The sequence below is a fragment of the Pseudomonas fluorescens genome (genome assembly GCF_902498065.1).
Lineage (GTDB): Bacteria > Pseudomonadota > Gammaproteobacteria > Pseudomonadales > Pseudomonadaceae > Aquipseudomonas > Aquipseudomonas fluorescens_BJ.
Genome location: NZ_CABVIR010000004.1, coordinates 42532 through 65022, shown reverse-complemented (window position 1 = coordinate 65022; position 22491 = coordinate 42532). Strand labels below are relative to the sequence as shown.

General features: G+C 60.1%; 25 protein-coding genes. 17 read left to right on the top strand and 8 right to left on the bottom strand.

Going from position 1 to position 22491, the window contains the following annotated elements:
* Positions 1-106: 106 nt before the first annotated feature.
* Positions 107-691: a YajG family lipoprotein gene (locus F8N43_RS16260; protein ID WP_123410123.1), complete on the bottom strand. Its 585-nt coding sequence runs from the start codon at positions 689-691 to the stop codon at positions 107-109.
* Between the two features lie 205 nt (positions 692-896).
* Between F8N43_RS16260 and F8N43_RS16255 the strand changes: the two genes are divergently transcribed.
* Both F8N43_RS16255 and mqo read left to right on the top strand, forming a co-directional pair.
* Complete coding sequence (locus F8N43_RS16255; RefSeq protein ID WP_150633097.1) at positions 897-1130, top strand: hypothetical protein; 234 nt, start codon at positions 897-899, stop codon at positions 1128-1130.
* 737 nt (positions 1131-1867) lie between these two features.
* Entirely contained in the window at positions 1868-3376 is a 1509-nt protein-coding gene (gene mqo, locus F8N43_RS16250) for a malate dehydrogenase (quinone) (protein ID WP_150633096.1), read from the top strand.
* A gap of 210 nt (positions 3377-3586) precedes the next feature.
* Here mqo and F8N43_RS16245 read toward each other — a convergent pair whose 3' ends face one another.
* Complete coding sequence (locus F8N43_RS16245) at positions 3587-3874, bottom strand: PA4642 family protein (protein WP_092278109.1); 288 nt, start codon at positions 3872-3874, stop codon at positions 3587-3589.
* 63 nt (positions 3875-3937) lie between these two features.
* Entirely contained in the window at positions 3938-4423 is a 486-nt protein-coding gene (locus tag F8N43_RS16240; protein WP_150633095.1) for a hypothetical protein, read from the bottom strand.
* A gap of 150 nt (positions 4424-4573) precedes the next feature.
* Here F8N43_RS16240 and dauA point away from each other — a divergent pair, with 150 nt between their 5' ends.
* The gene (dauA, locus tag F8N43_RS16235; protein ID WP_150639815.1) at positions 4574-6295 is read left to right on the top strand and encodes a C4-dicarboxylic acid transporter DauA; all 1722 of its coding nucleotides are present in this window, start codon (positions 4574-4576) and stop codon (positions 6293-6295) included.
* A gap of 7 nt (positions 6296-6302) precedes the next feature.
* Here the strand turns inward: dauA and F8N43_RS16230 are convergent, their stop codons facing one another.
* The gene (locus F8N43_RS16230) at positions 6303-6776 is read right to left on the bottom strand and encodes a WbuC family cupin fold metalloprotein (RefSeq protein ID WP_150639816.1); all 474 of its coding nucleotides are present in this window, start codon (positions 6774-6776) and stop codon (positions 6303-6305) included.
* A 4-nt stretch (positions 6777-6780) separates the two neighbouring features.
* A complete protein-coding gene (locus tag F8N43_RS16225) occupies positions 6781-7338 on the bottom strand; it encodes a hypoxanthine-guanine phosphoribosyltransferase (RefSeq protein ID WP_109634772.1) in 558 nt (185 codons plus the stop codon).
* Between the two features lie 176 nt (positions 7339-7514).
* On the opposite strand from F8N43_RS16225, the gene upp reads away from it, so the two are divergent.
* On the top strand, positions 7515-8153 hold the full coding sequence (gene upp / locus F8N43_RS16220; protein ID WP_008025893.1) for a uracil phosphoribosyltransferase: 639 nt from the start codon (positions 7515-7517) through the stop codon (positions 8151-8153).
* A 2-nt stretch (positions 8154-8155) separates the two neighbouring features.
* Complete coding sequence (locus F8N43_RS16215; RefSeq protein ID WP_150633092.1) at positions 8156-9430, top strand: uracil-xanthine permease family protein; 1275 nt, start codon at positions 8156-8158, stop codon at positions 9428-9430.
* A 100-nt stretch (positions 9431-9530) separates the two neighbouring features.
* On the opposite strand, the gene hemH is transcribed toward F8N43_RS16215, so the two are convergent.
* A complete protein-coding gene (gene hemH / locus F8N43_RS16210; RefSeq protein WP_150639817.1) occupies positions 9531-10556 on the bottom strand; it encodes a ferrochelatase in 1026 nt (341 codons plus the stop codon).
* Between the two features lie 13 nt (positions 10557-10569).
* Positions 10570-11472, bottom strand: coding sequence for a TIGR01777 family oxidoreductase (locus F8N43_RS16205; RefSeq protein WP_150639818.1), 903 nt, complete (start codon positions 11470-11472; stop codon positions 10570-10572).
* A 196-nt stretch (positions 11473-11668) separates the two neighbouring features.
* On the opposite strand from F8N43_RS16205, the gene F8N43_RS16200 reads away from it, so the two are divergent.
* The 12 genes from F8N43_RS16200 (at position 11669) to F8N43_RS16145 (ending at position 21798) form a co-directional block, all read left to right on the top strand.
* On the top strand, positions 11669-12655 hold the full coding sequence (locus tag F8N43_RS16200; protein WP_150633089.1) for an NAD(P)/FAD-dependent oxidoreductase: 987 nt from the start codon (positions 11669-11671) through the stop codon (positions 12653-12655).
* Positions 12652-12867, top strand: coding sequence for a TIGR02450 family Trp-rich protein (locus tag F8N43_RS16195; RefSeq protein ID WP_150633088.1), 216 nt, complete (start codon positions 12652-12654; stop codon positions 12865-12867). The genes F8N43_RS16200 and F8N43_RS16195 overlap by 4 nt, the downstream gene beginning before the upstream one ends.
* Before the next feature lie 197 nt (positions 12868-13064).
* Complete coding sequence (locus F8N43_RS16190) at positions 13065-14024, top strand: YbgA family protein (protein WP_150654038.1); 960 nt, start codon at positions 13065-13067, stop codon at positions 14022-14024.
* Positions 14024-14965, top strand: coding sequence for a MerR family transcriptional regulator (locus F8N43_RS16185; protein ID WP_150654037.1), 942 nt, complete (start codon positions 14024-14026; stop codon positions 14963-14965). Before F8N43_RS16190 ends, F8N43_RS16185 begins: the two co-directional genes overlap by 1 nt.
* 21 nt (positions 14966-14986) lie before the next feature.
* Entirely contained in the window at positions 14987-16432 is a 1446-nt protein-coding gene (gene phrB, locus F8N43_RS16180) for a deoxyribodipyrimidine photo-lyase (protein ID WP_150654036.1), read from the top strand.
* Positions 16425-16847, top strand: coding sequence for a nuclear transport factor 2 family protein (locus tag F8N43_RS16175; RefSeq protein WP_150633084.1), 423 nt, complete (start codon positions 16425-16427; stop codon positions 16845-16847). The genes phrB and F8N43_RS16175 overlap by 8 nt, the downstream gene beginning before the upstream one ends.
* Complete coding sequence (locus F8N43_RS16170; protein WP_150639821.1) at positions 16844-17626, top strand: SDR family NAD(P)-dependent oxidoreductase; 783 nt, start codon at positions 16844-16846, stop codon at positions 17624-17626. The genes F8N43_RS16175 and F8N43_RS16170 overlap by 4 nt, the downstream gene beginning before the upstream one ends.
* Positions 17623-18870, top strand: coding sequence for an NAD(P)/FAD-dependent oxidoreductase (locus tag F8N43_RS16165; RefSeq protein ID WP_150633082.1), 1248 nt, complete (start codon positions 17623-17625; stop codon positions 18868-18870). Before F8N43_RS16170 ends, F8N43_RS16165 begins: the two co-directional genes overlap by 4 nt.
* Positions 18867-19682, top strand: a complete 816-nt coding sequence (locus F8N43_RS16160; protein ID WP_150639822.1) for a DUF1365 domain-containing protein — start codon at positions 18867-18869, stop codon at positions 19680-19682. Before F8N43_RS16165 ends, F8N43_RS16160 begins: the two co-directional genes overlap by 4 nt.
* Entirely contained in the window at positions 19669-20940 is a 1272-nt protein-coding gene (locus tag F8N43_RS16155) for an SAM-dependent methyltransferase (RefSeq protein WP_150633080.1), read from the top strand. The genes F8N43_RS16160 and F8N43_RS16155 overlap by 14 nt, the downstream gene beginning before the upstream one ends.
* Positions 20933-21439: a DUF2878 domain-containing protein gene (locus tag F8N43_RS16150; protein ID WP_150633079.1), complete on the top strand. Its 507-nt coding sequence runs from the start codon at positions 20933-20935 to the stop codon at positions 21437-21439. Before F8N43_RS16155 ends, F8N43_RS16150 begins: the two co-directional genes overlap by 8 nt.
* Positions 21440-21492: 53 nt before the next feature.
* Positions 21493-21798: a YkgJ family cysteine cluster protein gene (locus tag F8N43_RS16145; protein ID WP_150633078.1), complete on the top strand. Its 306-nt coding sequence runs from the start codon at positions 21493-21495 to the stop codon at positions 21796-21798.
* Positions 21799-21923: 125 nt separating this feature from the next.
* Here the strand turns inward: F8N43_RS16145 and F8N43_RS16140 are convergent, their stop codons facing one another.
* The gene (locus F8N43_RS16140) at positions 21924-22442 is read right to left on the bottom strand and encodes an acyloxyacyl hydrolase (protein ID WP_150633077.1); all 519 of its coding nucleotides are present in this window, start codon (positions 22440-22442) and stop codon (positions 21924-21926) included.
* Positions 22443-22491 lie beyond the last annotated feature (49 nt).

Here is a 22491-nt window from a genome sequence, read left to right as displayed (position 1 = left end):
GAGCAAGCTGGCTCCTACAGGGGGGCGAGTTGAATTTGATAAATCAGCACGCACAAAAAAGCCCGAGGCCATCACTGGCGCCGGGCTTTTTGATTTCAGCGAAAATTTATTCGCCGAGAATCTGACCCACGGTCGGGTCCTTGAACAGACGCGTCAACGCATCGCTCAACACATCACTGACCAGCTTGGTGTTGGTTTCCTGATTCGGTGCCATGCCGAAACGCTGATCCAGGGAGGCCCCATAACGGCCGCTGTAACGACGGTTGGCGTTCTGCACATCAGAGCGGAAGGTCGCGCCAATGGTCGCTTCAGTCACGTACATGCCTTCTTTGGGCGACTGATACTTCAACTCGGCCAGGGTCACGGTCAGTTGCGGTGCATTCATGCCATTGGACACCGGGGTGAAGCCCAGCAAACGCACGGCGGCTTCGGCCTGGGCCTGCAGCTTCGGCAGAATCTGCGCGCCCTGCACGGTGATTGCGCTCGTCTCAGGGTACAAGCCACCACGGGTGCCCAGGGTTGGCGACGGACGACCGTCGACCACTCGAACCACGACTTGTTGGCCATGGCCGACCGGGGCCAGCTGAGTCGTCAGCTTCGGTTCCGGGTTCAGTTGTTGCGGGCTGTGGGCGCAGCCAACCAGCGTCAAACTGGTCACAGTGATCAAACCGAACAACAGGCGTTGCAACATGCTCTTCTCTCCAGAATCAGGCACAAACAGGCCGGCAGTATAGCGGTGCGCCATCGTCGCTAACTAGCACCTCGCAATGAATACTGAAATGTCTGACACCCCCCTGATAAGCCGGTTCCTGTCACGCATCTGTCATCCCCCATACACTTTCGCGTCACGGCACTGCGGGACACTTCACCGAAGCCACCCCACAAGGTACTTCGCCATGCGTTATCTCATTTCGCTGTTTGCGCCACGCCCGCTGCACCGCAGCTTCGCCCTGCTCGACCGCAACGGCCATTGCCAGGCGTTCAAGCAGTGCAGCCTCCAGCCGATGGGCGATGGCTGGGTCGAAATCGAAGAAATCCGCCTCAACTGGCTACACCATCCCCTGCCCGCCAGTGCCCGTGTCAACCAGCGCCAACCCCGTGCTCGCACTCAACAACTGCTGGCGACCTGACCAGACGCCTAATAAAAGTCATTAAACACGTCCATTTCCCTGCGTTTCTTAGATACAATCTCCCCCCGATTATAAGGACGTCTCCTGATCGGGCCTCGCAGCAATCGTCAATGCTTCGGTATTGGCACCCCGCACCGCCCACAGAGAGCCGCCCACACAGATCGAGTGAAGCTGGCGCGCTTGCTGTTCCTTGAGCAAAACCCCCACTTTTCGCGAATCTGCAGAGCTGTCATTACGCTCGGTCACTGAGCTGTTTGCCCGTTTTGTCTGTCATGTATTCCATGACGGCCATCCATCCGGGCACGGTGCCAGGCTGGGACAGCCCTTTTTTGAGGTTCACGTCTTCAAAAGAGCGTGAAAAAAACGGGTTTTCACAACTTCACAAGAGTGTGGCGAGCAAATGAATAGTTTTGCGTCTGAACATGCACCATTAGCGTCTGAAACAGCCCAACGACACAGGACCGAGTATTCCTCGAACACCGGAGCCTGAAGCCTGTCCGCTACGGATTTGGTTGCACAAACGGATGTCTCGACCATAAGTCGAATTGCCAGTCGCGTGTTGAAATGAGTTCATAGACCTCATTGACCCGGCCGGTAGCGTCCGTCGAAGTTGCGATAAATTGCGAAGATTCGGACATGGCGACACTGCCATGGGTACCTGGGGCATCACTGACACGCCCCGAACGCCTGGCAGCCATGCCGACAATTTGGTGCTGCAGATTTTGGAGACGCGTTAAATGGCGCATAACGAAGCAGTCGACGTAGTACTGGTTGGGGCCGGCATCATGAGTGCCACCCTCGCTGTACTGCTCAAAGAGCTCGACCCCGCGATCAAGCTGGAAGTCGTCGAGCTGATGGATTCCGGTGCCGCGGAGAGTTCGAACCCGTGGAACAACGCCGGTACCGGTCACGCCGGGCTGTGTGAGCTCAATTACACGCCGCAGGCCGCCGACGGCACCGTCGACATCAAGAAAGCCGTGCACATCAACACTCAGTTTGAAGTGTCGAAGCAGTTCTGGTCCTACCTGACCAAAAAAGGCACCTTCGGCTCGTGCAAGACCTTCATCAGCCCGGTGCCACACCTGAGCTTCGTACAGGGCGATGGCGGCGTGTCCTTCCTCAAGGAACGCTTCAACGTGCTGAGCAGGCACCACGCCTTCTCCGACATGGAATACACCGAAGACAAGGCGAAAATGGCGGACTGGATGCCATTGATGATGCCTGGTCGTCCGGCTGACGAAGTCGTCGCCGCGACCCGTGTGATGAACGGCACCGACGTCAATTTCGGCGCGCTGACCAACCAATTGCTCAAGCACCTGACCAGCGCACCCGATGCCCAGGTCAAATACTGCAAGCGCGTCACCGGCCTGAAGCGTAACGGCAGCGGCTGGACCGTCAGCATCAAGGACGTCAACAGCGGCAACTCCCGTGAAGTCGACGCCAAGTTCGTGTTCCTCGGCGCGGGCGGCGCGGCATTGCCGTTGCTGCAGGCCTCGGGCATCGAAGAAAGCAAAGGCTTCGGCGGCTTCCCGATCAGCGGCCAGTGGCTGCGTTGCGACAACCCGGAGGTGGTCAAACACCACCAGGCCAAGGTGTATAGCCAGGCTGCGGTGGGTTCGCCCCCGATGTCGGTGCCGCACCTGGACACCCGCGTGGTCGATGGCAAGAAGTCCCTGCTGTTCGGACCTTACGCCGGTTTCACCACCAAGTTCCTCAAGCACGGCTCCTTCATGGACCTGCCGATGTCGGTTCGCGCCGGCAACATCGGCCCGATGCTGGCCGTGGCAAAAAACAACATGGACCTGACCAAGTACCTGGTCAGCGAAGTGATGCAGTCGATGGAGCAACGTCTGGATTCCCTGCGCCGCTTCTACCCTGAAGCGAAAGCCGAAGACTGGCGCCTGGAAGTGGCCGGCCAACGGGTGCAGATCATCAAGAAAGACCCGAAAAAAGGCGGCGTTCTGCAGTTCGGTACCGAACTGGTCGCGGCCAAGGACGGTTCCCTTGCTGCCCTGCTCGGTGCTTCGCCAGGCGCTTCGGTGACCGTTTCGATCATGCTGGAGCTGATCGAAAAATGCTTCCCGGCCAAAGCGTCCGGCGAGTGGGCGGCCAAACTGGCGGAAATCTTCCCGGCCCGTGAAAAGGTCCTGGAAACCGATGCTGCGCTGTATCGCAAGATCAACACGCAGAACAACATCGCGCTGGAACTGGTTGAAGAAAGCAGCGAGACCCCAAGCTTCGCTTGATCGTCGCGCATAAAAAACGCCCCGTTCTCTCTGAGAGCGGGGCGTTTTTTTATGGGCGTTGAAACGGATGATCCGGGATATTGAGGGCTAGTACCGGCCTCATCGCGAGCAAGCTCGCGCCAACATTTGATGGGTGTACACCGCTCCACTGTGGGAGCGAGCTTGCTCGCGATAGGGCCAGCACAAACACCACCGATTCAGGACAGCAGTTTAACCGCGGGCCTTGGCAATCAGCTCGATGTACTCGGCTGCGTTGCGCTGATCCTTGATCACCGCGACAAAGTCATTACCGTGCTCGTCCTTGCCGTCCAGATCAAAACCGGCTTCAACAAAGAACGTCAGAAAACGCTCGAAGTCGTCAATGCGCAGGCCGCGGTAAGCCTTGATCAGTTTGTGCAGGGACGGCGAAGTGGCGTCGACCGGTTCGAAATCGAGAAACAACTTGATCTGCTCGTCGCCGATCTCGTCACCAATCACTTGTTTCTTATCTTTACGCATTGCCGACTCCAGCTCGCAGACATTTCACGGGGCGGGCAGTTTACCCCTCACTGGCCGCCGGGCTCAACGCGGACGAACCGCCCCGGTGTGCAGATCGGCCCAAACATGACCGTTGGCGTAGCTGAGGAACTGGCAATACACCGTGTCGTTGCGCAGCAAATCGATCACTACGCGGTACTGCGCCATCGGATAAAACAGCGTCAGGGTTTTGCTTTTTTCGTCGTAGATCGGCTTTTTCAGGCTTTTGCTTTCGCCATCGAAGTTGACCAGCACCTGATTGATGGTCGCGCCCTTGTTCAAGGATTTGCCCTTGAGGCGGATCAGCAATGGAGACGTCACCGGGATCGGTTGTTGGGTGGACTGGCGCTGACTGCCGACTACCACCGAATATTCGGTGACCTGCAGCAGTTGTTGCTGCTCGGGTACGGCATCACGCAGGGTCAGGTCGTCCGGTGGCAGGAACTGCGCATGCATTGGCGCCGGTGCGGCGGCTAGCGGCAGGCTGAGCGTCAGCAACAGGGCGGCGCAGCTGCGGATCAAAAGGCTCATGACGGGCTCCCAGGGTGAAGCCGAGCACTCTAGCACGAGGATCAACCGCGCGAATTCGCGATATGGGTCAATACTTCGCAGTACCCAGCTGGCCATACTGGAAGAGCTTTCAGCCGTCTAAAACGGCGCACCGTCTACCGTGGAGTGCTCATGTCGTTCTCCGTTCCCCCGTTGTTCGCTGCCTGGCGTCAGACCTGGCACGCCGGCTACACCCTCAGACGCTTGCGCGGTGACATCAGTGCCGGGGTGACGGTAGGGATCATCGCCATCCCATTGGCCATGGCCCTGGCGATTGCCGTAGGTGTACCGCCCCAGCAAGGGTTGTATACGGTACTGATCGCCGCCCCCCTGATCGCCCTGACTGGCGGTTCGCGTTTCAATGTCAGTGGGCCGACTGCCGCGTTCGTGGTCATCCTGCTGCCCATCACCCAACAATATGGCCTGGGCGGCCTGCTGCTCTGCACCATGCTTGCCGGGGTCATCCTCATTGCCCTGGGGCTGATTCGGGCCGGGCGGCTGATTCAGTACATTCCGTATCCGGTCACCCTGGGCTTTACTGCCGGGATCGGCATTGTCATTGCCACCCTGCAATTGAAGGATTTGCTGGGCCTGGACACCGCCGGTCAGGCACAACACTACATCGAGCAGCTGGGCGTACTGATTCTCGCGTTGCCCAGCGCTCGGCTGGGGGACGGGATCATCGGCATCGCCTGCCTGGCCGTGCTGATTGTCTGGCCACGGTGGGTGCCGAGGATTCCGGGGCATTTGGTGGCGCTGACCATCGGCGCGCTCCTGGGGTTGGTGCTGGAACACGGCGGGTTGGAGGTGGCGACCTTGGGTGAGCGTTTCAGCTACATGGTCGAGGGCGTCAGCCATCCCGGCATTCCGCCGTTCCTGCCAAGCTTCGATTGGCCGTGGAATCTACCCGGTCCCGACGGCCAGCCGCTGCACCTGTCCTACGACTTGATCCGTCAATTAATGGCGCCGGCGTTCGCCATTGCCATGCTCGGCGCCATCGAATCCTTGTTGTGTGCCGTGGTGGCGGATGGCATGACCGGCAGCAAACACGACCCCAACGCAGAACTGCTGGGCCAAGGCCTGGGCAACCTGATCGCACCGTTGTTTGGCGGCATTACCGCCACGGCGGCCATTGCCCGTAGTGCCACCAATGTGCGCAGCGGAGCCTTTTCGCCATTGGCCGCCATCATTCACAGCGCGGTGGTGCTGATGGCAATACTCGTTCTCGCGCCGCTTTTCAGCTACCTGCCGATGGCTGCGCTGGCCGCATTGCTGGTCATGGTGGCGTGGAACATGAGCGAAGCCCGGCACGTGCTGCATACCTTGCGCATCGCGCCCCGCAGCGATGTGCTGGTCTTGCTGACCTGCCTGAGCCTGACGGTGTTGTTCGACATGGTGATGGCCGTCGGCGTCGGCCTGTTGCTGGCCGCCGGGTTATTTATCAAGCGCATGAGCGATCTGACGGACACCGCCGAACTGCCACGCGCCTACCATCAAGCCTTGCAGGACATGCCGGCGCATGTTCGTTGCTATGCGATACGCGGGCCGCTGTTCTTCGGCGCGGCCGAAAAAGCCCTGGGGGTGCTGCGCAAATTCAGTCCGGAGGTCAAAGTGGTGATCGTCGAGATGAGCGCCGTGCCCATGCTGGACATGACGGCGCTGGCCGCCTTCGACAATATCCTCAGGGATTACCGCACGGACGGCATTGGCCTGATTCTGGTGGCGACCACCCCACGGGTGCGCCTGAAGCTCAGACGCGCGGGTATCCATCGGGAGCAGCGTAAGTTGGCCTACGTGAACAACCTGGAACAGGCTCGTCGCAAAAGCGAACGCTGGCTGGCCGGGGGAAATTGAGCGCGCTTCAGGCGAACTGCGCGCGCATCCACGTCTGATATTCAGCCACACCAGGCTCGCCTTCGCGCGGCGCCCAGTGAGCAAGCTCTCCTTCACCGACGGGGCGATAAGGGCCGGCCTTGCACTCGAACATCAGGCTGTCGGCTTCCAGCACCACCAAACCATGAAACACACCGGCTGGCAGGTCCACGCCCACACAGTCGCCACCGGCCTGCAGGACGTGCTTGCTCACCACCACGCCGGACTCGTCGAAGATCAACACACCAAGCCGCCCTTTGAGGACCAGCAAGGTTTCAGCCTTGTTGTCCCCCAGATGCCGATGAGGCGGGATATACGTGGACGGCTGCAACCCCACCGCCATGCGATGGCAAGCGTCTTCCATCTGATGGAAGTTGTGGTGCTGGCGTCCACGCGGGTTGGCCGCAGACTTCTCGGCCAACTCAGCGAACAGGGCTTGATCAAGAAAGCTCGGCGCGGCCATGTGCTTACATTCCTTTAACGGCAAAAATCCCGTTGGCGTTACGCCAGTAGCCTTTGTAGTCCATGCCGTAACCGAAGATGTAACGGTCGATGCAAGGCAGGCCGACGAAATCGGCTTTCAGGTCCGGGCGAGCCTTGCGGTCGTGGTCCTTGTCGATCAGCACTGCGGTGTGCACTTTGCGCGCGCCGGCGTGTTTGCAGAAGTCGATGATCGCGCCCAGGGTGTGACCTTCGTCGAGGATGTCGTCGATGATCAGCACGTCACGGTCGATGAACGATACTTCCGGCTTGGCTTTCCAGAACAGGTCGCCGCCGCTGGTTTCGTTGCGATAACGGGTGGCATGCAGGTAGGACGCTTCCAGCGGGAATTGCAGATGGGTGAGCAGCTTGCCGGCGAAAATCAGGCCGCCGTTCATCACACAGAACACCACCGGGTTAGTGTCAGCCAGCTGTTCGTTGATGTGTGCACCGACGCGGGCGATGGCCGCCTCGACTTCAGCTTCGGTGTACAGGCAGTCAGCCTCTCGCATGATTTGACGGATATGCTCGAGATCAGCGGACATGGCGCTCTCCAAGGGGGTTTGAGGGGGAGGGACGGTTCAGGAAAAGCGGGCAAAGGTACGCATCCCGCACGGCCAGATCAAGCGTTTGTGGACTAACGTACTCTATGTCTATAGGACAACACCCTCGGATAGATTAATCTAGGCCGGTTTTTTTGCCCGCCGCCGGAGCCTTTCCCATGCCCATCCTCGAGATCCGCCATCCGCTGATCCGCCACAAACTCGGCCTGATGCGCCGCGCAGACATCAGCACCAAGAATTTCCGTGAGCTCGCTCAGGAAGTCGGCGCCCTTTTGACCTATGAAGCCACCAAAGACCTGCCGCTGGAGTCTTACGACATTGAAGGCTGGTGCGGCACCGTGTCGGTCGAGAAAATCGCCGGCAAGAAGATTACCGTGGTGCCGATCCTGCGCGCCGGTATCGGCATGCTCGAAGGCGTGCTGAGCCTGATCCCGGGCGCCAAAGTCAGCGCCGTGGGCGTGGCCCGCAACGAACAGACGCTGCAAGCCCACACTTATCTGGAAAAACTGGTTCCGGAAATCAACGAACGCCTGGCAATGATCATCGACCCGATGCTCGCCACCGGCAGCTCCATGGTCGCCACCATCGACCTGCTGAAAAAGGCCGGTTGCCGCGACATCCGCGCGATGGTGCTGGTCGCCGCGCCGGAAGGCATCGCCGCTGTGGAGAAGGCTCACCCGGACGTGACCATCTACACCGCGTCCATTGACGAGAAACTCAACGAACACGGTTACATCATCCCAGGCCTGGGCGATGCCGGTGACAAGATCTTCGGCACCAAGCAGAAGGACGCTTGAGCATGCAGCAAGAGTTCAACGATCCGCTCTGGCGCACGGTGCTGTCGGGTGCGCAGATGCTGTTCGTGGCGTTCGGCGCGCTGGTGTTGATGCCACTGATTACCGGCCTCGACCCGAACGTGGCGCTGTTCACGGCGGGCCTGGGGACGATTCTGTTTCAGATCGTCACCGGGCGTCAGGTGCCGGTGTTCCTGGCGTCGAGCTTCGCCTTTATCACCCCGATCATTCTCGCCAAGGGCCAGTTCGGTCTTGCGGCGACCATGGGCGGCGTGATGGCGGCGGGCTTCGTCTACACCTTCCTCGGCCTCGCCGTGAAGATCAAAGGCACCGGTTTCATCGACCGTTTGCTGCCACCGGTGGTGATTGGCCCGGTGATCATCTCCATCGGCCTGGCCATGGCGCCGATCGCCGCCAACATGGCGATGGGCAAGGCTGGCGACGGTAGCGAGCTGATTCACTACCAGACGGCCATGCTGATCTCGATGCCAGCCCTGCTGACCACCCTGATCGTCGCGGTGTTCGGCAAAGGCATTTTCCGCCTGGTACCGATCATCTCCGGCGTGCTGGTCGGTTTTGCGATGGCGTTCTATTTCGGCGTGGTGGATACCGCGAAAATTGCCGCGGCACCGTGGTTCGCGATCCCGAACTTCACCGCGCCGGAATTCAACTGGCAGGCGATTCTGTTCATCGTTCCGGTGGCATTGGCCCCGGCCATCGAGCACATCGGCGGCGTGATCGCCGTGGGCAGCGTGACCGGTCGCGACTACCTGAAGAAGCCTGGCCTGCACCGCACGCTGCTGGGCGACGGCATTGCCACCACCGCCGCCGGCCTGTTCGGCGGCCCGCCCAACACCACGTACGCCGAAGTGACGGGCGCGGTGATGCTGACCAAGAACTACAACCCGAAAATCATGACGTGGGCGGCGATCTTTGCCATCAGCCTGGCGTTCGTCGGCAAGTTCGGCGCGCTGCTGCAAAGCATTCCGGTGCCGGTGATGGGCGGGATTCTGTGCCTGTTGTTCGGTTCGATTGCGGCGGTGGGGATGAACACGCTGATTCGCCACAAGATCGACCTGGGCGAAGCGCGCAACCTGGTGATCGTTTCGGTGACGCTGGTGTTCGGGATTGGCGGCGTGCTGGTCGGCACCGGCACCGGTCCGGACGACTTCGGCCTCAAAGGCATCGCGCTGTGCGCGGTGGTGGCGATTGCGCTGAACCTGTTGCTGCCGGGCAATGACAGCTGGAAGCACAAGAAGGCGGATGAGCCGCTGATCTAGGCTGTTCTCAAGTACGCCATCGCGGGCAAGCCCGCTCCCACAGGATTTGCGCAAAACCTGTGGGAGCGGGCTTGCCCCGGGCGGCGTTCCGACGATGCTTTTAAAGTGCCAACGGCGCTCTTTCGCACAATGTGCTCAACGCCTTCGCCCACTGCGGATCATCGTTGAGACACGGCACCAGCACCAACTCCTCCCCTCCCGCTTCGCGGAACTGCTCTGCGCCGCGATCACCGATCTCTTCCAGCGTCTCGATGCAATCGGCAACGAACGCCGGGCACATCACCAACACCTTCCTCACGCCCATTCCCGCCAACTCATCGAGGCGCGCTTCGGTGTAGGGTTCGATCCATTTCGCCCGGCCCAGCCGCGACTGAAACGCCACCGACCATTTGCCGTCCGCCAACCCCAGCCGCTTGGCGAACTCGGCGGCAGTGCGCAGGCATTGGGCGCGGTAGCAGGTCGCCAATACTTCTGGCGAAGCGTTCAGGCAGCAATTATCGCTTTGGAAACAATGGTGACCGGTAGGGTCGATCTTCTTCAGGTGCCGCTCCGGCAAACCGTGGAAGCTCAGCAGCAGATGATCGTGATCCTGCTCCAGATAAGGTTTGGCACTGGCCACCAATGCGTCGAGGTATTCCGGCTGGTCGTAGAACGGCTGAAGGATCGACAACTGCACGTCGAGGTTCTTCTCCCGCACCACCCGCTTGGCTTCCTCGATCACCGTCGTCACGGTGCTGTCGGCGAACTGCGGGTACAGCGGTGCGAGGGTGATTCGCTTGTGCCCTTGGGCGACCAATTGCAGCAGTTTCGATTCAATCGACGGCTCGCCATAACGCATTGCCAGCTCCACCGGTCCGTGTTTCCACTGTGCGGTCATGGCCTGCTGCAAGCGACGACTGAGCACCACCAGTGGCGAGCCCTCCTCCCACCAGATCGAGGCATAGGCGTGGGCCGACTGCTCCGGGCGCTTGATCAGAATCAGCGAGACCAGCAAACGGCGCACCGGCCATGGCAGGTCGATCACGTACGGGTCCATCAGAAATTGATTGAGGTAGCTGCGCACATCCGCCACCGACGTGGAGGCAGGTGAACCCAGGTTGACCAGAAGCAACGCGTGATCGGTCATGCAACGTCCTATTTCAAAGGCGGCTGGACAAGTCGTCCAAAGCCGCGCGCAAGTCAGTGAACTGGAAAGTGAAACCCGCTTCCAGCAAGCGAGCCGGTACGGCCTTCTGGCCGCCCAGCAACAGCAATGACAACTCGCCCAGGCCCACCTTCAAGGCCAGGGTCGGCATGGGCATGAACGCCGGGCGATGCAGCACGCTGCCCAGCGTTTTGGCAAATTCGCGATTGCGCACCGGTTTGGGCGCGCAGGCATTATAAGGACCGCTAGCGTCTTTCCGATGCAGAAGAAAATCAATCAGGGCGATTTGATCCTTGATATGGATCCACGGCATCCACTGCCGACCACTGCCCAGAGGCCCGCCCAGCCCCAGTTTGAACGGCAACAACAGCCGCGACAAAAAGCCGCCCTCGGCTGACAACACCAGCCCCGTGCGAATCAGGATCACACGAATGCCCAAGGCCTCGGCACGCTGCGCGGTTTCTTCCCAGGCAATGCACAACTGACTGGCAAAATCATCGATCACCGGTGGTGATTGTTCAGTCAACTCGCGCTCGCCGCCGTCGCCGTACCAGCCAACGGCAGAGCCCGAAATCAACACCTGCGGTTTCTGTTCGCGGGTATCGAGCCACGCCAGCAAGGTTTCCGTCAGGGTGATGCGGCTGCTCCACAGCAAGGCTTTACGCCGGTGAGTCCAGAGCCGGTCGGCAATCGGCGCACCCGCGAGGTTGATAATCGCATCCACCGGTTCCTGACCGAGGTCCTCGAGTCGGGCGACCGCGCGCACTTGGGCGCCGCAGATTTTCGCGACGTTGGCCGGGGTCCGGCTCCAGACAGTCAGTTGATGGCCCTGACTCAACCAGTGGCGGCAGAGCTGACGTCCTATCAAACCAGTACCGCCGGTCAGCAATATGTGCATGACTTCTTCCTCGCGTGGCGTTTTACCCTGATCACTAGTCTATTTTTATAAGCAGGGATCTTTGATATCGGGCAGTGTCTGTGTTTAACAATAGGCCAAGCTGTCAGAACGAGAACGCTAAAAGTTATACCAAAAAACAATATTGTACAGGTTTAATCCACGGCGTAGTCTGTACAGAAAGGTAAACGAGGCCCCTATGACTGTACCTATCGCAATCATCGGCACCGGCATCGCCGGGCTCTCAGCCGCCCAGGCCCTTACGGACACGGGGCATGTCGTTCAACTTTTCGATAAGAGCCGCGGCAGTGGCGGACGCATGTCGAGCAAGCGCAGCGATGCGGGTGTGCTGGACATGGGCGCGCAATATTTCACTGCGCGTGATCGCCGCTTTGTCACGGAAGTCCAGCGCTGGCAAGCCAAAGGCTGGGTCGCCGAGTGGACGCCGCAGCTCTACACCTACCACGGTGGCCAGCTCAACCTGTCGCCGGACGAACAGACGCGCTGGGTCGGCACGCCACGCATGAGCGCCATCACCCGTGGCCTGCTCGGCGATCTGGAAGTGCATTTTGCCTGCCGCATCACCGAGGTCTATCGCGGCGAAGAGCACTGGCATCTGCAAGATGCCGAAGGCTTTACCCATGGCCCGTTCAGTCATGTGGTGGTCGCCACGCCGGCCCCGCAAGCGACCGCCCTGCTGGCCTCCGCGCCGAAACTCGCGGGTGCCGCCGCCGGGGTCAAAATGGACCCGACCTGGGCCGTTGCACTGGCCTTCGATACACCGCTGGACACGCCCATCGAAGGCTGTTTCGTGCAGGACAGCCCACTCGACTGGCTGGCGCGCAACCGCAGCAAACCAGGGCGCGACAACACCAAGGACACTTGGGTTCTGCACGCGACCAGCACCTGGAGCCGACAACATATCGACCTGTCCAAGGAAGCGGTGATCGAGCAATTGCACGGTGCGTTCGCCGAGCTGCTCCACAGCGCCATGCCGGCGCCGAGCTTCAGTCTGGCACACCGCTGGCTCTACGCCCGCCCCGCCAGCAGCCATGAATGGGGCACGCTGGCCGATGCCGATCTGGGCCTTTACGCCTGTGGCGACTGGTGCCTTTCCGGTCGTGTCGAGGGGGCATGGCTCAGTGGTCAGGAAGCCGCTCGCCGCCTGCACGAGCACCTGCAATGAACCGCATCAACCCGAGCAAATTGCTGCTGTCGAAATGGACAGCAGCCCAGCCGCAAAACCGCGAAAAACATTTTCTGGTCACCGAGCTGTTCCGCGACGAGGAAGGCACAGTGCTGGACATCGAATTACAGGCGGTGCTTACCAAGCGCAGTGAACGGCTCGACTGGCAAACGCTGAAAAACAGCGACACCTGGATCCTAGGCTGGAAATAAGCTCGCGATGTCCGTCAACGCTGAAGCTTTAAACCTGACACGCCTCAGCGGTCTCAGGTTCATCGTGAGCAGCCTCGCTCCTAAAGGCCCCCGCAAAAACCTATACAAATAATTTGACTTGTACACCTTTGAATCTATGATGAAGTCATGTTGTACAGAAATTGAGTTCTGTACAGGTTTAGATTCGAGGTGCTCCGATGTCCCAAGCCAGCGCGAAACCGAAAATCGCCATCAGCGCCTGCCTGATGGGCGCCGAGGTGCGTTTCAATGGCGGGCACAAGGAATCGCGGCTGTGCAGCCGCACCCTCACCGAATATTTCGATTTCGTTCCGGTGTGCCCGGAAGTCGCCATCGGCCTGGGCATTCCTCGCCAGCCTATCCGGCTGGTCGGCGATGCTGAAAACCCTGAAGCCATCGGCACTGTTAACCCCCAACTGAATGTCACCCGGCCGCTGGCCGACTACGGCCAGAGAATGGCCACCGAGCTGGACGATATCTGCGGCTACATCTTCATGCAGAAATCGCCGTCGTGCGGGCTGGATCGAGTCAAGGTCTACCACGCCAACGGTGCACCGGTAGACGGCGGTGGCCGAGGCATCTATGCCCAGGCTTTCTGCGCGCTGCACCCGGACCTGCCGGTGGAAGAAGACGGTCGGCTCAACGACCCGGTGCTGCGCGAAAACTTTCTCACCCGGGTGTTCGCCTACAGCGCCTGGCAACAGTTGCTGCAAGCCGGCCTGACTCGCCGCGCCCTGACGGAATTTCACTCGCGCTACAAATACCTGCTGATGGCCCACAACCCGGTGCAGTACAAAACCCTGGGCAATCTGCTGGGCAACATGGGCCAGATTGACCCGAAAGAACTCGGCCCACGCTATTTCAGCGAACTGATGACGGCCTTGAGCAAATGCGCAACGCGCCGCACCCACACCAATGTCCTGCAACACATCAGCGGTTACCTCAAGCAGGTCATCAGCGCTGAAGACAAACAGGAAGTGCAACACGTCATCGGCCAATACCTTCACGGCATCGTGCCGCTGGTGGTGCCGCTGACACTGCTCAAACATCACTTTCGCCAACACCCGGATCCCTACATTGCGCAACAGGTTTACCTGCAACCGCACCCGGAAAACCTCAGCCTGCGAAACGCGATCTGATGAAAACCCCAATCGATACCAGTGCCCGCGAAGACCTCGGCGCCGACTTCAAAAAAGCCCTCGATGAAGGCTGGCTGCCGATTCGTGAAGTGGCCCGGCAGACCGGCGTCAACGCCGTCACCTTGCGCGCCTGGGAACGACGTTACGGGCTGATCGTGCCGCAACGCACGCCCAAAGGGCATCGGCTGTTCAGCGACGAACACGTGCAACGCATCCTGACGATCCTCACCTGGCTCAATCGCGGCGTGGCGGTCAGCCAGGTCAAGCAACTGCTCGACTCCCCGCAAGCCTTAAGCGAATCGGTCGAAAACGATTGGCAGGTGCTGTGCAACACGCTGTTGCAATCGGTCACTTCGCTCAACGAACGCACCCTCGATGACAGCGTCAACCAGGCGATCGCGTTGTACCCGCCGCGGACCTTGTGTGAACAACTGCTGATGCCGTTGCTGGCCGAGCTTGAACAACGCTGGCAGGGCCAGTTTGGCGCGCAGATGGAGCGCGTGTTTTTTTACTCCTGGTTACGCAGCAAATTTGGCGCGCGCATCTACCATAACAATCGTCAATTGCGCACCGCACCGCTGCTGTTGATCAATCACTCCGACCTGCCGCTGGAACCCCATCTGTGGCTCACCGCGTGGTTGATCAGCAGCGCCGATTGCCCGGTGGAAGTGTTCGACTGGCCGCTGCCGGCGGGTGAACTCGCACTGGCGGTCGATCACCTGCAAGCTCGCGGCGTACTGCTGTATTCCAGCAAAGCCATGAACCTTGGGCAGTTGCCGAAACTTTTCAACGGCGTCAGTTGCCCAAAAATGATTGCCGGACCAACGGTGTGCATCCACCACGCCGAGTTGTCCGTAAAAACCACAGAGATTGCTGAATTGTTCCTGGCCGAAGATCCGTTATCGGCGCATCAGGACCTGGTTCAGCGCGGGCTTATTTAAATGAATCGTGCGGACACCACCATGCAATTGATCTGGCTGCGCAGCGACTTGCGCCTACACGACAACACCGCCCTCTCGGCCGCCGCTTCCCGGGGTCCGAGCGTGGCGGTGTACTTGTTGAGCCCGGTACAATGGCGCGAGCATGACGACGCGCCGTGCAAAGTGGATTTCTGGCTGCGCAACCTCCGCGAACTGAGCCGCGCACTCGGCGAGTTGAACATCCCGTTGCTGATCCGCACGGCCTCTCGCTGGGATGAAGCGCCGAAGGTTTTGCTCGATCTGTGCCAGCAGTTGAAGATCGACGCGGTGCACGTCAACGAGGAGTACGGCATTCACGAAAGCCGTCGTGATGCGGCGGTAGCCGACGCATTGAAAACCAAGGGTATCGACTTCCATAGCTACCTCGATCAGCTGCTGTTCAAGCCTGGCACCGTGCTGACCAAAACCGGCACGTACTTCCAGGTCTTCAGTCAGTTCCGCAAGGTTTGCTACGACCGTCTGCACAGGTCGTTGCCGAGCCTGGTGAGCGCGCCAATCGCTCAATCGCGCCTGACTGTCGACAGCGATGAAATCCCCTCAAGCGTTGCAGGCTTCGCCACGCCCGGCGATACCTTGCGCGCGCTGTGGCCCGCCGGTGAAGCCGAAGCCCGGCGCCGCCTCGACACCTTCGCCGATGCGCAGATCGACTACTACAAAAGTGAACGCGACTTCCCGGCCAAACCCGGCACCAGTCAACTGTCGGCTTACCTCGCGGCCGGCGTGATTTCCCCACGCCAGTGCTTGCACGCCGCCCTGCAAAGCAATCAGGGCGAGTTCGAAAGCGGCAAAGTCGGCGCCGTCACCTGGATCAACGAATTGCTCTGGCGCGAGTTCTACAAACACATTCTGGTGGGCTACCCGCGCGTCTCCCGTCACCGCGCTTTCCGCCCGGAAACCGAAGCCCTGGCCTGGCGCGACGTCCCCGAAGAACTGGCGGCCTGGCAAGAAGCGCGCACCGGTCTGCCGATCATCGACGCGGCCATGCGCCAACTGCTCGAAACCGGCTGGATGCACAACCGTTTGCGCATGGTCGTGGCAATGTTCCTCACCAAGAATCTGTTGATCGACTGGCGTGAAGGCGAACGTTTTTTCATGCAGCACCTGATCGATGGCGACCTCGCGGCGAACAACGGCGGCTGGCAGTGGAGCTCATCCACCGGCACCGACTCCGCGCCCTACTTCCGGATTTTCAACCCGCTCAGCCAATCGGAAAAATTCGACAGCGAAGGCTTGTTCATCAAGCACTGGCTGCCGGAACTCGCCGGGCTGAACAAGAAAGACGTGCACAACCCGGCGAACCTTGGCGGTTTGTTTGGGGTGGCAGGTTATCCCTCGCCAATCGTCAATCTAAATACGAGTCGCGCGCGCGCATTGGCCGCGTTCAAAAACCTGCCATCACGACAAAATGCCGGAGGTGGTTATGAGTGATTTTCTGCGCCGCTTTGCCCGCCAGTTTGCCGAGCTGAACAAAGACAACCTGCAGCGCCTGAATGAGTTGTATGCCAACGACGTGCACTTCACCGATCCGTTGCACGACGTAAAGGGCATCGAGCATTTGCGCAGCTATTTCAGTGAGCTCTACGCCAACGTACGTGAGCTGCGTTTTGATTTTTACGGCTTCGACCAGATCGGCGAAGGCGAAGGTTATCTGCGCTGGGTCATGAGTTACCGCCATCCGCGCCTCGCTGGCGGACGCTTGATTCGGGTGGATGGCTGCTCGCACGTGCTCTGGCGTGACAAGGTTTATCGCCACCGGGATTACTTTGATGCCGGGGCACTGCTTTACGAACATGTACCCGTGTTGGGCCGGGCAATCGCCTGGCTGAAAAGGAGAATGGGATGAGTCTTACACCTCCACGACGATATTGGCTGACCGGGGCCAGCAGCGGCATTGGCGCCGCGCTGGCCGAGGAAATTCTGAAAACCGGCGCCCATCTGGCGGTGAGTGCACGCTCACTGCCGCCGCTGAAAGTCTTGTCGCAACGCTATCCCGGGCAAGTGCTGGTGGTGGCGGGTGATCTGACCAACAGCCAGACCGTACGCGAAATCGGCGAGCAAATCGCGCATGACTGGGGCTCGCTGGATACGGTGATTCTCAATGCCGGCACCTGCGAATACGTCGACGTTAAGCAGTTCGATTCGTCGCTCGTCGAGCACGTGGTGCGCACCAATCTGCTGGCCAGCAGTTACTGCATCGAAGCCGCACTGCCGCTGTTGCGCAAAGGCACCGCGCCGCATCTGGTGGGCGTCGCCAGTTCGGTGACGTACCTGCCGCTGCCACGGGCGGAGGCGTATGGCGCGTCGAAGGCCGGGCTGCGTTATCTGTTCGAATCGTTGCGCATTGACCTCGCGCCCGAAGGCATCGAAGTCACTGTGGTCAGCCCGGGGTTCGTCGACACACCGCTGACGGCGAAGAACGACTTTCCGATGCCGCTCAGTTGGCCGGTGGGCAAAGCTGCACAACACATCTTCGCCAAACTGAAAAACCGGCCACTGGAGATCGCTTTCCCGGCGTTGTTCATGGCGGCGCTCTGGCCGCTGTCGAAAATGCCCAACCGGGTGAAGCTCGCCATCGGCAAACGCATGGTGCGCAGCAGTCCGCCGATCAAGGACGTGCCGTGAACATCGCTATCATAGGCAGCGGCATCTCGGGGCTGACCAGCGCTTATCTGCTGAATCGCAGTCACGAGATCACCCTGTTCGAGGCCGGCGACCGGGTCGGCGGCCATACCCACACCGTGGACGTGCAGGTCGATGGCCAGCGATATGCCGTGGACACCGGTTTCATCGTGTTCAACGACTGGACGTACCCGAATTTCATTCGCCTGTTGGGCCAGATCGGCGTGGGTTTCAAAGCGACAGAAATGAGTTTCTCGGTCACCGATCCGGACAGCGGCCTGGAGTACAACGGCAACAACCTCAACAGCCTGTTCGCTCAGCGTCGCAATCTGCTGTCGCCGGGGTTCTGGGGCATGCTGCGGGACATTCTGCGCTTCAACAAGCGCGCTCAACTCGACCTGTCCGAGGGGCGGATCGCGGCGGACACCACCCTCGATGAATACCTCAAGGCCGGCGGTTACGGTGAGCGGTTCATCCTGCATTACATCGTGCCGATGGGCGCAGCGATCTGGTCGATGCCGATGGCGCAGATGCTGAATTTTCCGCTGCAATTCTTTGTGCGGTTTTTCAAGAATCACGGTTTGCTGTCGGTCAGCAATCGCCCGCAATGGCGGGTGATCGAGGGCGGTTCGAGTGCTTACATCGCACCGTTGACCGCGACCTTTCACCAGAAGATCCGCCTCAACTGTCCCGTGACGCGCGTCGAGCGCGATGCCGATGGCGTCGTGATCCACAGCAGCGCCGGCAGCGAGCGCTTCGACAAAGTGGTGTTCGCCTGTCACAGCGATCAGGCGCTGAAACTGCTGGCCGAACCGAGCGCTGCCGAACGGTCGATCCTCGGCGCCCTGCCCTACGCCGACAACGAAGTGGTGCTGCACACCGACACGCGCCTGCTACCGTCGCGCAAACTCGCCTGGGCCAGTTGGAATTACCGCCTCGGCGGCGCCGGCCATACACTGGCCGCGGTCACCTATGACATGAACATCCTGCAAGGGATCCAGAGCGACACCACGTTCTGCGTCAGCCTTAACCAGAGCGCCGGCATCAGTCCGTCCATGGTGCTAGGCCGATTCACCTACGCCCATCCGCAATACAGCCTGGCGGCCGTGGCCGCGCAGGCGCGCTGGGAAGAATTGAACGGCGCGCAACACAGCTTTTATTGCGGCGCCTACTGGGCCAACGGTTTCCATGAAGACGGCGTGGTCAGCGCGTTGCGCGTGGCCCGCTCGTTCGGGGAGGTGCTGTGAACAGCGCACTCTACAGCGGCTGGATCGCCCATCGACGGTTTGCCCCAAGACGCCATGAATTCCGTTACCGGATCGGCCTGCTGTACCTCGATCTCGATGAACAGGACGCCGTGCTCGGGTTGTCACCGCTGTCGGGCAACCACCGTTTCTCGCCGTTTTCGTTTCGCGAAAGCGACTACCTCAAAACCTTCACCGGCAACGGCATGCGCCTGATCGATGCGGTGCGCGAACAGGTCCGCCTGGCCATTGGTCATGCGCCACAAGGGCCGGTGTGCCTGCTGACGCAGCCTCGCAGTTGGGGCCTGGCGTTCAATCCGGTGAGTTTTTTCTATTGTTATGAAGCCGACGGCCAACTGGCGGCGATTCTTGCCGAAGTCACCAATACCCCATGGCGCGAGCGTTATCACTACGTGTTGCCGGCCAGGGCGCCGGAGGACCTGGGCGATTTCCATCAGCATTTCGCCGTGGCCAAGGCCTTTCATGTGTCGCCGTTCCTGCCACGCGATCTCGAACATCGCATGAGCTTCAGCCCCGTCGCGAAAAAGCTCGGCGTGCACATGGCCGACTGGCAGGGCGAACTGAAGCTGTTCGACGCCACGCTCAACCTGAAACGCGAAGCCCTGAGTCGCGCCAGCCTGCACCGTTACTTGCGGCGTTTTCCGTGGATGACCGCGAAAACCTGTCTGGCGATTTATTGGCAGGCCCTGCGCCTGCTGCTCAAACGCGCGCCGATATTTGCTCATCAAGCTGCCGATGGCAGCTTTCAAACCGCCACCGTTCCGCCCAAGGATCGCCGCAATGAAATCCTCTAGTGTCTCGGCCAAAGCCACAACGCGACGCACCAACGGCCTGACCGGGACGTTGCTGCGTCGCGGTGTGTTGCGGCAACTGGCGCACCTCAAGCACGGGCAACTGGTGGTCGTCGAAGACGGCGAGCGGCATGTCTTCGGCACCGCGGGCAGTCATTTGCTGGGGGAAATTCACATCCTCGACGCCGCAGCGTGGGGATTGGTGGCCAGTAACGGTTCGATTGGCGCGGGCGAGGCGTTCATCCACGGTTACTGGAGTTCGCCGGACCTGACGGCGGTGGTTCGCGTGTTCGTCAGCAACCTTGATGTGCTGGATGCGCTGGAAGGCGGCCTGGCAAAACTCGGCCGTCCGTTCGTTCAAGGCCTGCATTGGCTCAATCGCAATACGCGCAAGGGTTCGCAGAAAAACATCGCTGCGCACTACGACCTGGGCAATGACCTGTTCGAACAGTTTCTCGACCCGACCATGATGTATTCGGCGGCGCAATTTCTGAGCCCCGAGGACAGCCTGGAACAGGCGCAGTTGAACAAACTGGAGCGGATCTGCCAGAAGCTCGACCTCAAACCCAGCGATCACCTGCTGGAAATCGGCACCGGCTGGGGCAGCATGGCGCTGTACGCGGCGCAGCATTATGGTTGCAAAGTCACCACCACCACGCTGTCGAAAGAGCAGTACGCCTTTACCGCGCAACGGATCGATACCCTCGGGTTGCAAGATCAGGTCACGTTATTGCTCAAGGACTACCGCGACCTTACCGGGCAGTACGACAAACTGGTGTCGATCGAGATGATCGAAGCGGTGGGCCATCGCTTTTTGCCGACCTATTTCAAGCAGTGTGCGCACTTGCTCAAGAGCAATGGTTTGATGCTGTTGCAGGCGATCACCATCCGCGAGCAGCGCTACGAGCAGGCCAAGGGCAGCGTCGACTTCATTCAGCGTTACATCTTCCCCGGCGGTGCGCTGCCCTGCGTGCAGAAAATGCTCGAGATCGTCAGCCGCGACACCGACATGAACTTGCTGCACATGGAGGATTTCGGCTTGCACTATGCGCGAACCTTGCGCCTGTGGCATGAGAACTTTCGCCGCGCCCAAGGCCGCTTGAGCGAATTGGGCTACGACGATTATTTCCTGCGGTTGTGGGAGTTTTACCTGTGCTACTGCGAAGGTGGCTTTCTGGAACGCACCATCGGCACTGCGCAGTTGCTGCTGGCCAAACCTTCGGCGATCACCGCGCCACTGCTCGGCCGTTTCGATGCTTGAACGTCTGGTCAACGCTGCGCTGTTCCAGCTCGGCTGGCTTGCCTGCGTGATCGGCGGCAACAGTCTTTGGTTATTGGTGGCGCTGGGCGCTTTGTTGATTCATCTGCTGTGGATAAGTCGCTGGGCGGACGAAGGCCGGCTGATTCTCAGCGTTGTGCTGCTGGGCACGACCGTCGACAGTTCATTGCGCTGGCTGGGGGTGTTCGAGTTCAACGATGTCGCGCCGCTGATTCCTCTATGGCTGATGCTGTTGTGGGCGCTGCTGGCAACGACGTTGCGGCATTGCCTGCAATGGACCGCGACGCCCTGGTGGCTGGGCAGCTTGCTGGGCGCCGTGGGTGGACCGTTGTCGTATTACGCGGGAGGACAACTGGCGGGAGTGCAATTCCCTTACGGCCAATTACCGACGCTGATCGGTATCGGATTACTCTGGGCGCTGCTGTTTCCCACGCTGCATTTCATGGCCCAACGGCTGGCGTCGTCCAACACCCACGGCTGAGCGCCCGTCAGGCCTTTCACACAGCGCTGACCGACTGACTTACACTGCGTGCCATGAAAACCATTCCCCACACGCAAATCGCCGAGCCGGCGGTCACCTGCTCGACCTGCGCAGCCTGCTGCTGCCAGCTCGAAGTGATGTTGATCACCGACACCGGCGTGCCCGAACGTTTTATCGATACCGATGATTGGGGTGGGGAAGTCATGCTGCGCCTGGATGACGGCTGGTGCGCCGCGCTGGATCGCAACAGCATGATGTGCACGATCTACGAAAAACGCCCGCTGATCTGCCGGGAGTTCGAGATGGGCGCACCGGAGTGCATCGAAGAGCGCCAGGGGATTACCACGGCGTATCGCTGAAAGTCAGACCACCGAAGAACTAATGGGGGAGCGAGCCTGCTCGCGGTGACGGACTAACATTCAACATCAGCGTTGACCGTTAGAGCGCTATCGCGAACAGGCTCGCTCCCACATTTGACCGAGCCTTACAACGGCATCGTGTAGTGCAACGCGTAACTTTCTACACCATTGTTCGGGCTGCTGAGCCCCGCATTGGAATAATGCGTCGCACGAACCCCGACTTCATGCCCGCCCGCAAAACGCAGACCGAAGCCGAAACGGTCTTCGAACTGAAAGGCACTGCCCAGTTTGTTGTCTTCAAGTTCGGTATTCGAGAACAACGCCACGCCAACTCCGAGTTCTACATAGGGCTTGACGTTCTGACCGGCAAACTCATAAACAAGGACCGGCGAAAACGAGAGGCTGTTGTTGCTGGAAGTCTTGTCGCCTTCCCAATAGGTATAGGCGCCACTCCAGTAACCAGTCAGGCGACCGACATCACTTTGCAACCAGCTCTTGTCCCAGTCGAACTGCATACCCAGTCGATAGGTCATGGTCGAATCGCTGGTCTGGCCGACCCCGAACTCCACGCCCGCCGCCTGCGCGGTAAAACTTTGCCCCATCAGAGCAGCCGCAATCGCGGCCAAGCAGAATAGTCGCTTCATTAGAAACATCCTTTCCCGAACGATTTCGTATGGTTTTTTTGTTGCTCAG